This window comes from Pseudomonas oryzihabitans NBRC 102199, from assembly GCF_000730625.1.
GTDB classification, from domain to species: Bacteria; Pseudomonadota; Gammaproteobacteria; order Pseudomonadales; family Pseudomonadaceae; genus Chryseomonas; species Chryseomonas oryzihabitans.
In genome coordinates this window covers 70,347-83,543 of record NZ_BBIT01000002.1, presented here as the reverse complement: position 1 = coordinate 83,543, position 13,197 = coordinate 70,347, and the positions used below count along the sequence as shown (strand labels likewise).

General features: G+C 64.9%; 10 protein-coding genes and 1 tRNA gene. 7 read left to right on the top strand and 4 right to left on the bottom strand.

Annotated elements, in window-relative coordinates:
* Positions 1 to 108: 108 nt before the first annotated feature.
* Positions 109 to 2,877: a response regulator gene (locus tag POR01S_RS01910; RefSeq protein ID WP_042133383.1), complete on the top strand. Its 2,769-nt coding sequence runs from the start codon at positions 109 to 111 to the stop codon at positions 2,875 to 2,877.
* Between the two features lie 4 nt (positions 2,878 to 2,881).
* Here POR01S_RS01910 and dinB read toward each other — a convergent pair whose 3' ends face one another.
* The 3 genes from dinB to POR01S_RS01895 form a co-directional block, all read right to left on the bottom strand.
* Entirely contained in the window at positions 2,882 to 3,979 is a 1,098-nt protein-coding gene (gene dinB / locus POR01S_RS01905) for a DNA polymerase IV (protein ID WP_007158970.1), read from the bottom strand.
* 93 nt (positions 3,980 to 4,072) lie between these two features.
* On the bottom strand, positions 4,073 to 4,306 hold the full coding sequence (locus POR01S_RS01900) for a hypothetical protein (RefSeq protein ID WP_007158971.1): 234 nt from the start codon (positions 4,304 to 4,306) through the stop codon (positions 4,073 to 4,075).
* Between the two features lie 23 nt (positions 4,307 to 4,329).
* The gene (locus tag POR01S_RS01895) at positions 4,330 to 4,656 is read right to left on the bottom strand and encodes a hypothetical protein (RefSeq protein WP_042133380.1); all 327 of its coding nucleotides are present in this window, start codon (positions 4,654 to 4,656) and stop codon (positions 4,330 to 4,332) included.
* Positions 4,657 to 4,828: 172 nt separating this feature from the next.
* On the opposite strand from POR01S_RS01895, the gene POR01S_RS23790 reads away from it, so the two are divergent.
* The 5 genes from POR01S_RS23790 (at position 4,829) to POR01S_RS01875 (ending at position 9,673) form a co-directional block, all read left to right on the top strand.
* Positions 4,829 to 4,975 (top strand): hypothetical protein, encoded by a 147-nt coding sequence (locus tag POR01S_RS23790; protein ID WP_165904647.1) that lies wholly within the window; start codon positions 4,829 to 4,831, stop codon positions 4,973 to 4,975.
* 89 nt (positions 4,976 to 5,064) lie between these two features.
* Positions 5,065 to 5,141, top strand: a tRNA-Met gene (locus tag POR01S_RS01890).
* Positions 5,142 to 5,331: 190 nt separating this feature from the next.
* Complete coding sequence (gene mprF / locus POR01S_RS01885) at positions 5,332 to 7,989, top strand: bifunctional lysylphosphatidylglycerol flippase/synthetase MprF (protein ID WP_042133378.1); 2,658 nt, start codon at positions 5,332 to 5,334, stop codon at positions 7,987 to 7,989.
* A gap of 7 nt (positions 7,990 to 7,996) precedes the next feature.
* Entirely contained in the window at positions 7,997 to 9,271 is a 1,275-nt protein-coding gene (locus tag POR01S_RS01880) for a virulence factor family protein (RefSeq protein ID WP_007158974.1), read from the top strand.
* A 96-nt stretch (positions 9,272 to 9,367) separates the two neighbouring features.
* Positions 9,368 to 9,673: a hypothetical protein gene (locus tag POR01S_RS01875; RefSeq protein ID WP_027599859.1), complete on the top strand. Its 306-nt coding sequence runs from the start codon at positions 9,368 to 9,370 to the stop codon at positions 9,671 to 9,673.
* Positions 9,674 to 9,719: 46 nt separating this feature from the next.
* Here POR01S_RS01875 and POR01S_RS01870 read toward each other — a convergent pair whose 3' ends face one another.
* Positions 9,720 to 11,561 (bottom strand): potassium transporter Kup, encoded by a 1,842-nt coding sequence (locus POR01S_RS01870; protein ID WP_007158976.1) that lies wholly within the window; start codon positions 11,559 to 11,561, stop codon positions 9,720 to 9,722.
* A 307-nt stretch (positions 11,562 to 11,868) separates the two neighbouring features.
* Here POR01S_RS01870 and rimO point away from each other — a divergent pair, with 307 nt between their 5' ends.
* Positions 11,869 to 13,194 (top strand): 30S ribosomal protein S12 methylthiotransferase RimO, encoded by a 1,326-nt coding sequence (gene rimO, locus POR01S_RS01865; protein ID WP_027599861.1) that lies wholly within the window; start codon positions 11,869 to 11,871, stop codon positions 13,192 to 13,194.
* Positions 13,195 to 13,197: the final 3 nt, after the last annotated feature.

The window sequence follows — 13,197 nt, the reverse complement described above, 5'->3', positions numbered from 1 at the left end:
CGGATTTTCTCGAATCAGAGCGCCAGGGGGTGCGACCCTTTTCGCAAAGACTCTCTTTACATTTGGTAAAGGGGTTAGACTGGCCAAATTTCCTTTGGGGGACGTGCAGTGCTGGACGAATTGGGACTCAAGGGGCGCATCCTGCTGTTGAGCGTCCTCCCGACCTGCTGCATGGCGGCCCTGCTGGGGGTCTACTTCAGCTGGGTGCAGCTGTCCGACATGCGCAGCCAGCTCATCGAGCACGGCCAGCTGGTGGCCCAGCAGATGGCGCCGCTCATCGCCCCGGCCATGCGCACCGGCGACAACGACCAGCTCAACCGCATCGCCCAGCGTGCCCTCGACCAGGCCGATGTCCGCGCCATCACCTTCCTGGATGCCGACGGCAACGTCCTCGCCCACGCCGGTCCCTCGATGACGGTGGAGCTCACCGGGCGCGACTACCAGACCATCAGCATGAGATCCGGTCTGGACATCACCCACTTCAACCTGCCGGTGCAGACCCACGACCTGCGCCTGACCCGCAGCGACGGCAGCCCGGCCACCCCCCAGACGCTGGGCTGGATCCAGCTCGAACTCTCCCATCACGCCACCCTGCTGCGCGGCTATCGCAACCTGGTGGCCGGCCTCCTGCTGATCCTGCTCGGCCTGGCCTTCACCGCCTTCATCGCGGTGCGCATGGGTCGGCGCATCAACCGACCGCTGCAGGTGATCGCCCAGGGCGTCAGCCAGCTGCAGGAAGGTCGCCTGGAGACCCGCCTGCCGACCCAGCTCGGCAGTCCCGAATTCGACGAACTGGCCACCGGCATCAATCGCATGGCCGAAGCCATGGAAAACGCCCAGTTCGAGATGCAGAACAACATCGATCAGGCCTCCGAGGACGTGCGCCAGAATCTGGAAACCATCGAGATCCAGAACATCGAACTGGATCTGGCGCGCAAGGCCGCGCTGGAAGCCAGCCGCATCAAGTCGGAATTCCTGGCCAACATGAGCCACGAGATCCGCACCCCGCTCAACGGCATCATCGGCTTCACCAACCTGATGCAGAAGAGCGAACTGACCCCGCGCCAGCAGGATTACCTGAGCACCATCCAGAATTCCGCCGAGAGCCTGCTGGGCATCATCAACGAGATCCTCGACTTCTCGAAGATCGAAGCCGGCAAGCTGGTGCTGGAGAATCTGCCGTTCAACCTGCGTGACATGATCCAGGACACCCTGACCATCCTGGCTCCCTCGGCCCATGAAAAGCACCTGGAACTGGTCTGCCTGGTCTATCGCGACACCCCGACCCACCTGGTCGGCGATCCGCAGCGTCTGCGCCAGGTGCTCACCAACCTGGTGAGCAATGCCATCAAGTTCACCCACTCCGGCACCATCGCCGTGCGTGCCATGGTCGAGGAAGAGACCGACGACCACGCCCAGCTGCGCATCAGCGTCCAGGACACCGGCGTCGGCCTCACCGACGAAGACCGGCAGATGCTGTTCCAGGCCTTCTCCCAGGCCGACAATTCCCTGACCCGCCAGGCCGGCGGCACCGGCCTTGGCCTGGTCATCTCCAAGCGCCTGATCGAGCAGATGGGCGGCGAGATCGGCCTGGAGAGCATCCCCGGCGAGGGCTCGGAATTCTGGATCACCCTCAACCTGCCCAAGGCCCACGGCAGCGTCGAGAGTCACAAGCGCATCGCCCTGGCCGGTCGCCGCGTCGGCCTGGTGGAGCCCCACCCCCTCACCCGCCAGGCGCTGCAGCACCAGCTGGAAGAATGCGGCCTGAGCGTGGAGCCGTTCGAGACCCTCGAGCAGCTCAGCGAAGCCGTCGCCCATCCGGCCTCCGGCAAGTTGCCGGTCAGCCTGGCGGTACTCGGCGTCAGCGCCCGCAGCATTCCGCCGGATCTGCTCACCGAGCGCATCTGGGAACTGGGCCGCCAGGACTGCAACACCCTGGTCTATTGCCCGACCACCGACCAGGCGGTCTTCCATGCCTCGCTGCCCGATGTCCATTGCCAGCTGCATTCCAAGCCGGCCTGCAGTCGCAAGCTGGAGCAGGCGGTGGCGGAATTGCTCAACCAGCGGCCGCAGCGCAACGAGAGCGGTGGCCTGGGCATCACCGACCGCCCGCCGCGACTGCTCTGTGTGGACGACAATCCGGCCAACCTGCTGCTGGTGGAGACCCTGCTGACCGACCTGGGCGCCCAGGTCACGGCGGTGGAAAGCGGCTATGCCGCAGTGGAAGCGGTGCAGCAGGAGCGCTTCGACCTGGTGTTCATGGACGTGCAGATGCCCGGCATGGACGGACGCCAGGCCACCGAGGCGATCCGCGACTGGGAAGCCAGCGAGGGCGGCACTCCGGTGCCCATCGTCGCCCTCACCGCCCACGCCATGGCCAACGAGAAACGCGCGCTGCTGCAGAGCGGCATGGACGACTACCTCACCAAGCCCATCAGCGATCGGCAACTGGCCCAGGTCATCCTCAAGTGGACCGGCCTGCGCCTGCTGCACAGCTCGGCGCCCGAGGTCACCAGCCTCAACAGCGGTGGCCAGGACATCTCCACCCTGCCGGTAATGGATGCCGACGAAGGCCTGCGGCTGGCCGCCAACAAGCCGGATCTGGCCAAGGATCTCCTGAGCATGCTGCTCGCCTCCCTGGCCGCGGATCGCCAGGCCATCCGCCAGGCCCGTGAAGACGGCGATCGGATCGCCCTCATCGAGCGCGTCCACCGCCTGCACGGCGCCACCCGCTATTGTGGCGTACCCCAGCTGCGCGCGGCCTGCCAGCACAGCGAAACCCTGCTCAAGCAGGGCGCTCCCACCTCCAGCCCGGCGCTGGAAGAACTGGACGCGGCCATCGTCAACCTGTCGACCCAGGCCAAGAGCCCGCTCTAGCGGGCTAGTCCTCGAACAGCCGCAGCTGCAGCGCCGCCTCGCGCAGATCGGTCAGGCGCACGCCCACGCCCAGCAGCCGTACCGGCCGATTGCCCCGGCGGTAGGCCTGCTCCAGCAGGCGCCGATAACTGTCGAGATCGCGACCGGCACCCTGCTGCTCCAGGGTGGTCTGGGTGAAGTCGTGGAATTTGACCTTGATGAAGGGCCGCTCCGGGCGATAGCGGTCCGCCAGCCGCGTCAGGCGCTCTTCGAGCTTGGCCAGCAAGTCGGGCAATTCCTGTGCACAGGCGGCAGCGTCGGGCAGGTCGCGGTCATAGGTGCGTTCCACGCTGGCCGACTGCCGCTGGCTGTCCACTTTGACCTGGCGCTCGTCGATGCCATGGGCCAGCGACCAGAGGCGCTCGCCGAAGCTGCCGAATTCGCGCAGCAGATCGAAGCGCGACCAGGTCTGCAGATCGCTGCAGAGGACGATGCCGCGACGCTTGAGCTTGTCGGCGGTGACCTTGCCGACGCCGTGCAGCTTGGCCACCGGCAGCGCGGCGACGAAGTCAGCCACCTCGTGGGGAGCGATGACGAACAGCCCGTTGGGCTTTTTCCAGTCGCTGGCGATCTTGGCGAGAAACTTGTTGGGCGCGACCCCGGCGGACACCGTGATGTTGAGCTCCTGCCACACCCGCCTGCGGATATCACGGGCGATCAGGGTAGCGCTGCCGTTGAACAGCTCGCACTGGGTGACATCCAGGTAGGCTTCGTCGAGGGACAGCGGCTCGATCAGCTCGGTGTAGTCCTGGAAGATCCCGTGGATCTGCCGCGACACCTCCTTGTAGACCTCGAAGCGCGGCTTGACGAACACCAGGTCGGGACAGAGTTTCTGCGCCTGATGGGAGGACATGGCCGAACGCACCCCGAAGGCCCGGGCTTCGTAGTTGCAGGTGGCGACCACCCCGCGCCGATCGGGGGTCCCGCCTACCGCCAGCGGCTTGCCGCCCAGGCGCGGATCGTCACGCATCTCGATGGACGCATAGAAGCAGTCACAGTCGACATGGATGATCTTGCGCTGGCGCTTGGGTGGGAGCTGGGCGAGAGAATTGTCCGGAGCCATGGGAGCAGATGCCGGGCCGGGCATGACGACTGATTATCCGTACAGTAAGCCAAGACCGCCCGGATTTGTCCATGGCGAACGACAAATCACCCGTCAACCGACGTCTTGCAGCAGGCGTTGCCGGTGCACGACCTCTTCGCGCAGCTCATCGACCACCGCCTTGAGATCGTGGGCATGGTGCAGCTGATCGTAATAAAGGTGGCGTTCGGCGATCACGCCGTCGGGTGTGGTGATCATCAATCGTGCGAAATGCTCGCTGCGCTCGAAGAACTCGATGCGACCCAGGCCCTGGAGATGGTGGAGCAAGGTTTCCAGCAGGAGATTCATGGCGGCCCCTTGGACTTTCCTGGTCAAACGGTCCGGTCGCGCTGCCCATCGTCGAAAGGTGCACTCTCGTCGCCGGCGATGGCGGTCCGATCTTCTATATGGCCGGAGCGAACATGGCGGGACGTGGTGTCCAGCAATTCCTGCGCAGCGGCGCGGAGCGTCTGCATGTCGTCGACGAGCAATTCGACTTTCTCCACGACCTGAAGTGCCATCTCCGCCGCGCCTTTGGCACTGCTGCCGGTCAGCGCCAGGGAAAGATTGCACAACTGGGCGACCAGTGTCGCTATATCGTGATCCATCACGCGCATGATGCGCTGATCCAGACAACTCGAATCCTGGGAAGGCTGCATGAGGTTCTCCATAACACTCATCGAGGATAGCACATGGCCACCACCCGCCTTAACCGCTTAGCGGCGTTTTGCTATCACCTTCTCACTTGATCGAAGAGGCACTCTCATCGGGTTTCCGGACTCTTTGCCGCCAGGACAGGTCGACTGAGGACGTACCTCTAGGAGAACCCTCATGAAACGCCCTCTACTCCTGTCCTCCGCCCTGCTCCTCAGCCTCATGCTGGGTGGCTGCTTCGATCGCGACCAGTCGGATCAACAGAATCGCTCGAGCGGTGAAAAGGCATCCGTGCAGATGCAGAAAAGCGACGGCGACAAGTAGGCCCGCCCCTGCTTGGTAAATAAGCCTTTGATCGCTATTAAATTTTTCTTGACGAATTTTTTCTTGGCCCTATACTGAGCCCCATCGGACGCGGGATGGAGCAGTCTGGTAGCTCGTCGGGCTCATAACCCGAAGGTCGTTGGTTCAAATCCAGCTCCCGCAACCAAATTCGAAAAAACCACTCTCTTGAGTGGTTTTTTTTTGCGCTGAATTTGACCCAGGTCAGATCCAAGCGGTGCGAACTTGGCAGCTGCAAGAGCTACAAAGGTTGGTATAGAGCTTTTTTATCTGTACAAGGCTTGGCAAACCGCGCGCGACCAGTAATCTGACGCGCGTTCCTGTCTAGAGGAGTTTGCATGACTGCACCTGATCCAGCCAAAGAGGTCTCCTCGAAGCCGGCATCCCCTGCGGACCACCCCGTAGCGCCCCCTCAAGCGCTACCCTGGCGCCTTCTGGAGCGGTTGACGGCCTATCGACAACCCATCGAACTGGGCGTCACCCTGGTACTGTTCGCCGCCGCCTTGGTGGTCTGCTGGCACCTGCTCAGCAGCATCGATGGCGAAGCCCTTCACGATGCCCTCCACGATATCCCCCATTCCTCGCTGATCGGCGCCCTCATCGCCGCGGCCGCCGGTTTCACCATCCTGCTCGGTTACGAGTGGTCGGCCATGCGCTTCGCCGACGTCAATTTGCCGGCCCGAACCTGGACCATGGGTGGTCTTACCGCCTTCGCCATCGGCAACGCGATCGGCCTGTCCATGCTGTCCGGCGGCTCGGTGCGCTATCGCCTCTATGCCCGTCAGGGGCTCAGTGCCCTGGAAGTGGCGCAGATGACGGTATTCTCCAGTCTGGCGCTGGGCACCGCCCTGCCGCCGCTGGCCGCCATCGCCGCCCTGACCAACCTGCCGGCCTCCACCCAGGCCCTGCGCGTGCCGGAAGCTGTCATCGTCACGGTGGCTGCCCTGATCCTGATCGGCTATGCCGTGGGCATCCTGGCGCTGCGTCGCTGGCGCGCGCCCGAGCAGCCCTGCGCCCATGCCCTGCACTTCCGCATCGGCAAGCGCGCCCTGCGCCTGCCGACCCTGCGGCTGTCCGTGCTGCAGCTGGTGATCACCATCCTCGACGTGACCGCCGCCTCGATGGTGCTCTATCTATTGCTGCCCACGGCGCCGCCCTTCGGTGCCTTCCTGCTGGTCTACCTGCTGGCCCTGGCCGCCGGGGTGCTCAGCCATGTTCCAGGCGGTGTCGGCGTGTTCGAAGCGGTACTGCTGGCCGCCTTCGCCAATGAGCTGGGCGCCGCGCAGCTAGCCGCGGCGCTGGTGGTCTACCGCCTCTTCTATGTGTTACTGCCGTTCGTGATCGCCTGCCTGGTGCTGCTGTTCAGCGAAGGCCGGCGCCTGCTGTCGAACAGCCCGGCCGTACGGGTCGCCTCAGGCCTGGCCGCCCCCATCCTCGCCATCCTGGTTTTTTTTTCTGGGGTGGTGCTGCTTTTTTCTGGGGTCACCCCTGAAATAGACACCCGCCTGGAGGGCATGGACTTCCTGCTCCCCCAGCGGCTGATCGATGCCTCCCACCTGGGCGCGAGCCTGATCGGCGTCGTCTGTCTATTGCTGGCGCAGGGATTGCGCCGGCGCCTTTCCGCGGCTTGGGCGGTGACCTTGGTTTTGCTGCTGCTGGGCTGCCTGCTGTCCCTGTTGAAAGGTTTCGACTGGGAGGAAGCCTCCATTCTGGCGATGACGGCCGCGCTGCTTGCCATCTTTCGTAAATCCTTCTATCGCCGCAGCCGGCTGATGGAACAGCCCTTCTCGCCGCTGTACGTGACCGCCAGCATCTGCGTGGTCGCCGCCTCGGTGTGGCTGCTGCTGTTCGCCTACCAGGATGTCCCCTACGAAACGCGTCTGTGGTGGCAATTCGCGCTGGATGCCGATGCCCCGCGCGGCCTGCGTGCCGCCCTGGGCAGCTCCGTCCTGCTGCTGATCATCGCCCTGGGCTGGCTGCTGCGCGCCGCGCCACCGCCCATCGAAGCGCCCACCGGCGCCGAGCTCGAGCGCGCCTTCGGCATCGTGCGCAAGTCCAGCCAGCCGGATGGCGGCCTGGTGATGACCGGCGACAAGGCCCTGCTCTTCCACGAAAGCGACGATGCCTTCCTGATGTACGGACGGCGGGGCCGCAGCCTGATCGCCCTATTCGATCCCATCGGCCGCTCCCAGCCCCGTGCCGAGCTGATCTGGAAATTTCGCGACCTCTGCGACCTGCACCATGCACGACCGGTGTTCTACCAGGTACGGGCGGAGAACCTGCCCTTTTACATGGACATCGGCCTCACCGCGCTCAAACTCGGCGAAGAGGCGCGGGTCGACCTGCATGCCTTCGATCTCGACAGCAAGGGCAAGAAGGACCTCAGATACACCTGGAATCGTGGTCAGCGCGATGGCCTGGCCATCGAATTCCACGCCCCGGGCGAGGCGCCCCTGGACGAGCTCAAGGCCATCTCCGACGTCTGGCTGGAAAGCAAGCAGGTGCGCGAGAAGGGCTTTTCCCTGGGTCGCTTCGATCCGACCTATCTCAGGCACTTCCGCATCGCCGTGGTGCGCTTCCAGGGCAAGGCGGTGGCCTTCGCCAACCTCCTGGAGACCGAACGCCCGGATCTGGCCAGCATCGACCTGATGCGGGTCACCGCGGATGCGCCCAAGCAGACCATGGAATTCCTCATGCTCGGGCTGATCCTGCACTTCAAGGCCGCCGGCTTCGCGCGCTTCTCGCTGGGCATGGTCCCGCTGGCCGGCCTGCATCCCCGCCGCGGCGCCCCCATCACCCAGCGCCTGGGCGCCATGGTGTTCAGACGTGGCGAACAGTTCTATAACTTCCAGGGGCTGCGCCGCTTCAAGGACAAGTTCGATCCGGAATGGGAACCGCGCTACATGGCGGTCCCCGCTGGCCTGGATCCCCTGGTCGCCTTCGCCGATACCGCCGCCCTAATCGCCGGGGGTTATACCGGCCTGGTCAAACGTTGAGACTCCTATGCTGAAACGTGCACTCGCAGTACTGCTCGTCATCCTGCTGATCGCGGGGGGCCTCGGCTGGTGGTGGCTCCATCGCTGGCCCTCGGCGCCCCAGGTCAAGGTCATGGCGCAGCCGGACGGTCGCCTGCTGACCATGGCCGCGCCCAAGGGCGAGCCACACGCTCGCGTGGTTCTGGCCACACCTGCGGATCTGCAGCTGGCGGACGCCGATCTGCTGGGGCTGGCGACCAACACCGGCGCCGAGATCGTCCAGTACGAGGTCCAGGTCTCCAACAACTGCCAGGCGCAGAACGACGACTTCGCCAACGCCGCCAAGCAGCTGAGCGGCGCGCCGACCTTTGTCGGCGGCATCGGCCCGGGCGCTGCCCGCGCCTGGCGCTGGCTGGCCACCCAGGACAACCCGAAGGCCGCCGCCCTGAGCGTCGGCTTCAACCTGGAAACCCTGGATTGCCCGGACGCCCTGCCCGCCAAGGCGGCAGCCGGCCAGTGGCACATCGCCTGGAACGATCATCCGACCGATGATTCGGCGATCTTCGTGCGTCAGCAGAGCAATGCCGACCTGACCATCGCCGACTACGGCACCGCCCTGCCGGTGGTGCTGCGTACCCAGCTCAAGAACCGCCTGCTGGGTCAGCACAACGACATCCCGACCATCGAGATGCCGGCCGATCCCGACGTCAAGCCCGGCCATCCCGACGTGGTGACCATCTTCTACTCCGGTGACGGCGGCTGGCGCGACATCGACCGGCTCTCCGCCCAGGCCATGAACGAAGCGGGCTATCCGGTGGTGGGCGTGGATGCGCTGCGCTACTTCTGGCAGCACAAGAGCCCGGAACAGGTGGCCGCCGACCTGGCCAACCTGATGCAGGAATACCGCGAGAAGTGGAACGCCAAGCACTTCGTGCTGGCCGGTTACTCCTTTGGCGCAGACATCCTGCCGGCGGTCTACAACCGCCTGCCCAAGGCGGATCAGGACCAGGTGACCTCGCTGCTGCTGCTGGCCTTCAGCCGCAAGAGCAACTTCGAGATCGCCGTGGAAGGCTGGCTGGGCAAGCCGGGTGACGAAGCCGACACCCTGCCGGAAACCAGCAAGATCCCCGCCGCCAAGCTGTTCTGCGTCTATGGCGAGGAAGAGAAGGACGACAGCGGTTGCACCCAGCCGGGCCAGCCGGGCGAGAAGCTGGGCCGTCCGGGCGGTCACCACTTCGACGAGAACTACGACAAGCTGGCCGACTTCATGGTCAAGGCCATCGAGGCCCGTACGCCGCAATAGCGTATCCCGTCCGGGCCTGCGGGCCCGGACGAACGGCCGGAACAAGGAGCCGGTCTCCCGCGGTCTATGGCTGCAACAGCCACGGAGACCCCCGACATGAGCACACCGCTTTCCGCCGATGCCGCCAGCAAGATTCTGGTGGATGCCTTCCAACCCCTTGGCTGCGTGGTGTCGTCCGGTGCGGATGGCCATGACCTGGCACTGGGCGTGGTGGATGCCCAGGGCAAGACGCTCTATACCGAAGAACAGCTCGGCGAAGCGGACTACGCCGATCCCCTGCGCCTGGCCGGCTACATCGGCACGGTACGCAGCGAGCTGGAGAGCCGGGGCCAGACCCTCGACAGCTGGCAGATGCCCTTCATCACCGATCCCGACGCCCTCCCCCCGCCAGTGTTCAACTAGGCAAAGAAAAGGCCCCTGCTGGGGCCTTTGCGCTTTTCGCGCTCGGCTAGATCTCCACCTGGGTACCCAGTTCGATCACCCGGTTCACCGGTAGCTTGAAGAATCTCAGGTTGCCGTTGGCGTTCTTCATCAGGAAGACGAAGAGATTCTCGCGCCAGGGCGCCATGCCCAGGCGCTTGGAGGCGATGACCGTCTCCCGGCTGAGGAAGTAGGTGGTACGCATCGGCGTGAAATCCAGTCCCGGATAGGGGCAATGGCTGAGCGCCAGGGGAATGTCTGGTTCGTCCATGAAGCCGTAGTGCAGCACCACCCGATAGAAGCCATCACCGAAGTCCTCGACCTCCATGCGCTCGCCGCGCGACACCCGCGGACGATCCTCGTAGCGCACCGTGAGCAGCACCACCTGCTCGTGCAGCACCTGGTTGTGCAGCAGGTTGTGCAGCATGGCGTGGGGGACTACGTCGGTACGGGCGGTCAGGAACACCGCGGTGCCCTTGGCGCGGAACGGCGGTTGGGCGCGGATGCTGCTGATGAAGATCGGTAGCGGCAGCGCGCCGTCGTCCAGGCGCTCCACCACCAGTTGCCGGCCCCGCTTCCAGGTGGTCAACAGGATGAAGATGACGATACCGGCGATCACCGGGAAGGAGCCGCCGGAAAAGATCTTCGGCGCATTGGCGGAGAAGTACAGCACGTCCACCAGCAGGAAGCCGATCAGCAGCGGCACCATGATCCAGCGCGGCCATTTCCACAGCAGCAGGATCACCGCCGACACCAGGCAGCTGGTGATCAGCATGGTGCCGGTCACCGCCACGCCGTAGGCTTCGGCCAGGTTGGCCGAGGACTGGAAGGTCAGGATCAGGAAGATCACGCCCAGCATCAGCGCCCAGTTCATCAGCGGAATGTAGATCTGCCCCTGCTCCTGGCTGGAGGTGTGCTGGATCTGCATGCGCGGGATGTAGCCCAGCTGGATGGCCTGGCGGGTCATGGAGAAGGCGCCGGTGATCACCGCCTGGGAGGCGATGACGGTGGCCAGGGTGGCCAGGCCGATCATCGGCAGCAGCAGCCATTCCGGGGCCAGCAGATAGAAGGGATTGCGCACCGCCGCGGGATCGGCGAGCAGCAGCGCGCCCTGACCGAAGTAGTTGAGCACCAGCCCCGGCAGCACAAGCAGCAGCCAGGCCCGGGCGATCGGCTTGCGGCCGAAGTGACCCATGTCGGCGTAGAGCGCCTCGGCGCCGGTCAGCGCCAGCACGGCCGCGCCCAGCACGATGAAGCCCTTCACCGGGTTATCGGCGAAGAATTGCACCGCCCAGTAGGGATTGAAGGCCTTGAGCACCTCGGGCTGCTGGACGATGCCATAGACACCCAGGGCGCCCAGGGTGGTGAACCAGAGCACCATCACCGGCCCGAAGAACTTGCCGATGGTGGCGGTACCGCGCTTCTGGATGGCGAAGATGCCGACCAGGATCACCAGCGCGATGGGCACCACCCAGGCTTCCAGGCCATCGAAGGCCAGTTCCAGGCCCTCCACCGCCGACAGCACCGAGACCGCCGGGGTGATCATGCTGTCGCCATAGAAGAGTGCGGCGCCGAACAGCCCGAGCAGCACCAGGGTGGTGGCCAGGCGCGGCGAGCCCTGGGCGGCACGCCGGGCCAGGGCGGTGAGCGCCATGATGCCGCCCTCGCCCTGGTTGTCGGCACGCATGACGAAGGTGATGTATTTAAGGGTGACCACCCAGATGAGCGACCAGAAGATCAGCGACAGGATGCCGAGCACACTGTCGTGATTCAGCGGCAAGCCGTAGTGCGGCGAAAAGACTTCCTTGAGGGTATAGAGAGGACTGGTGCCGATGTCGCCGTATACCACACCGGTGGCGAGCACGATCATTCCCAAGGCCGAAGGGGCTTTACCACCGTGCTCGTGTTCCGGACGGCTCATGCAGGGCTCCTAGAGTCTAAAATCGGCGAATCCTGCGCCGAAGCGGCGTCAGGATCAAGTTGAAAAGGCCGGTAGCGTGGCGCGCGCAACCTCTCAGCGCAGCGCTTCCAGCACCATAGACTCCTTGGTCGGCAAAAAGCTCTGCGCGGTCGCCAGGACCTGCCTGCCCCTTCCAAGCAGCGGCAGAGATGGCTAGAATCGCGCGTTTTTTGATCAAGGCGCCTCCTGAGCGCCCCGCCGAGGTTAGCCCATGTCCATCCAAACGTCCGCCCCCAAGGTCGGTTTCGTCAGCCTCGGCTGTCCCAAGGCCACCGTCGACTCCGAACGCATCCTCACCCAGCTGCGCATGGAAGGCTACGAGATCGTGCCGACCTATGAAGACGCCGACGTGGTGGTGGTCAACACCTGCGGCTTCATCGACAGCGCCAAGGCGGAGTCGCTGGACGCCATCGGCGAGGCCATCGCCGAGAACGGCAAGGTGATCGTCACCGGGTGCATGGGTGTGGACGAGGGCAACATCCGCGGCGTGCATCCCAGCGTGCTGGCGGTGACCGGTCCGCAGCAGTACGAGCAGGTGGTCAGCGCCGTGCACGAGGTGGTGCCGCCGCAGCTGGAGCACAATCCGCTGATCGACCTGGTGCCGCCCCAGGGCATCAAGCTGACCCCGCGCCACTACGCCTACCTGAAGATTTCCGAAGGCTGCAACCACAGCTGCAGCTTCTGCATCATCCCCTCCATGCGCGGCAAGCTGGTCAGCCGCCCGGTGGGCGACGTGCTGTCCGAGGCCGAGCGCCTGGTCAAGGCCGGTGTCAAGGAGCTGCTGGTGATCTCCCAGGACACCAGCGCCTACGGCGTCGACCTCAAGTACAAGCTGGACTTCTGGAACGGCCAGCCGGTCAAGACGCGCATGCTGGAGCTCTGCGAGGCGCTGTCGGGCATGGGCGTCTGGGTGCGCCTGCACTATGTCTACCCCTACCCCAATGTCGACGACGTCATTCCGCTGATGGCCGCCGGCAAGCTGCTGCCCTACCTGGACATCCCCTTCCAGCACGCCAGCCCCAAGGTGCTCAAGTCCATGAAGCGCCCGGCGTTCGAGGACAAGACCCTGGCGCGCATCAAGCGCTGGCGCGAGATCTGCCCGGAGCTGACCATCCGCTCCACCTTCATCGTCGGCTTTCCCGGCGAGACCGAGGAAGACTTCCAGTACCTGCTGGACTGGCTCACCGAGGCCCAGCTCGATCGCGTCGGCTGCTTCCAGTACTCGCCGGTCGAGGGCGCACCCGCCAACGAGCTGGGCCTGGAGCCAGTTGCGGACGAGGTCAAGCAGGAGCGCTGGGAGCGCTTCATGGCGCACCAGCAGGCCATCTCCGCCGCGCGCCTGCAGCTCAAGATCGGTCGCGAGATCGAGGTGCTGATCGACGAGGTGGACGACCAGGGCGCCATTGGCCGTTCCTATGCCGATGCCCCGGAAATCGACGGCAACGTCTACGTCGACAGCGCCAATCCGCTGAAGCCGGGTGACAAGGTCTGGGTGCGGGTCACCGACGCCGACGAGTACGACCTCTGGGCAGAGGCGCTCTGATTC

Bases quoted from the DNA above. Each gene is read 5' to 3' on its own strand.
- POR01S_RS01895 (WP_042133380.1), bottom strand. From the start codon at position 4,656: ATGCAGCCTTCCCAGGATTCGAGTTGTCTGGATCAGCGCATCATGCGC.
- dinB (WP_007158970.1), bottom strand. From the start codon at position 3,979: ATGGCTCCGGACAATTCTCTCGCCCAGCTCCCACCCAAGCGCCAGCGC.
- POR01S_RS01870 (WP_007158976.1), bottom strand. From the start codon at position 11,561: ATGATCGTGCTCGCCACCGGTGTGGTATACGGCGACATCGGCACCAGT.
- POR01S_RS01900 (WP_007158971.1), bottom strand. From the start codon at position 4,306: ATGAATCTCCTGCTGGAAACCTTGCTCCACCATCTCCAGGGCCTGGGT.
- POR01S_RS23790 (WP_165904647.1), top strand. From the start codon at position 4,829: ATGAAACGCCCTCTACTCCTGTCCTCCGCCCTGCTCCTCAGCCTCATG.
- mprF (WP_042133378.1), top strand. From the start codon at position 5,332: ATGACTGCACCTGATCCAGCCAAAGAGGTCTCCTCGAAGCCGGCATCC.
- POR01S_RS01875 (WP_027599859.1), top strand. From the start codon at position 9,368: ATGAGCACACCGCTTTCCGCCGATGCCGCCAGCAAGATTCTGGTGGAT.
- POR01S_RS01880 (WP_007158974.1), top strand. From the start codon at position 7,997: ATGCTGAAACGTGCACTCGCAGTACTGCTCGTCATCCTGCTGATCGCG.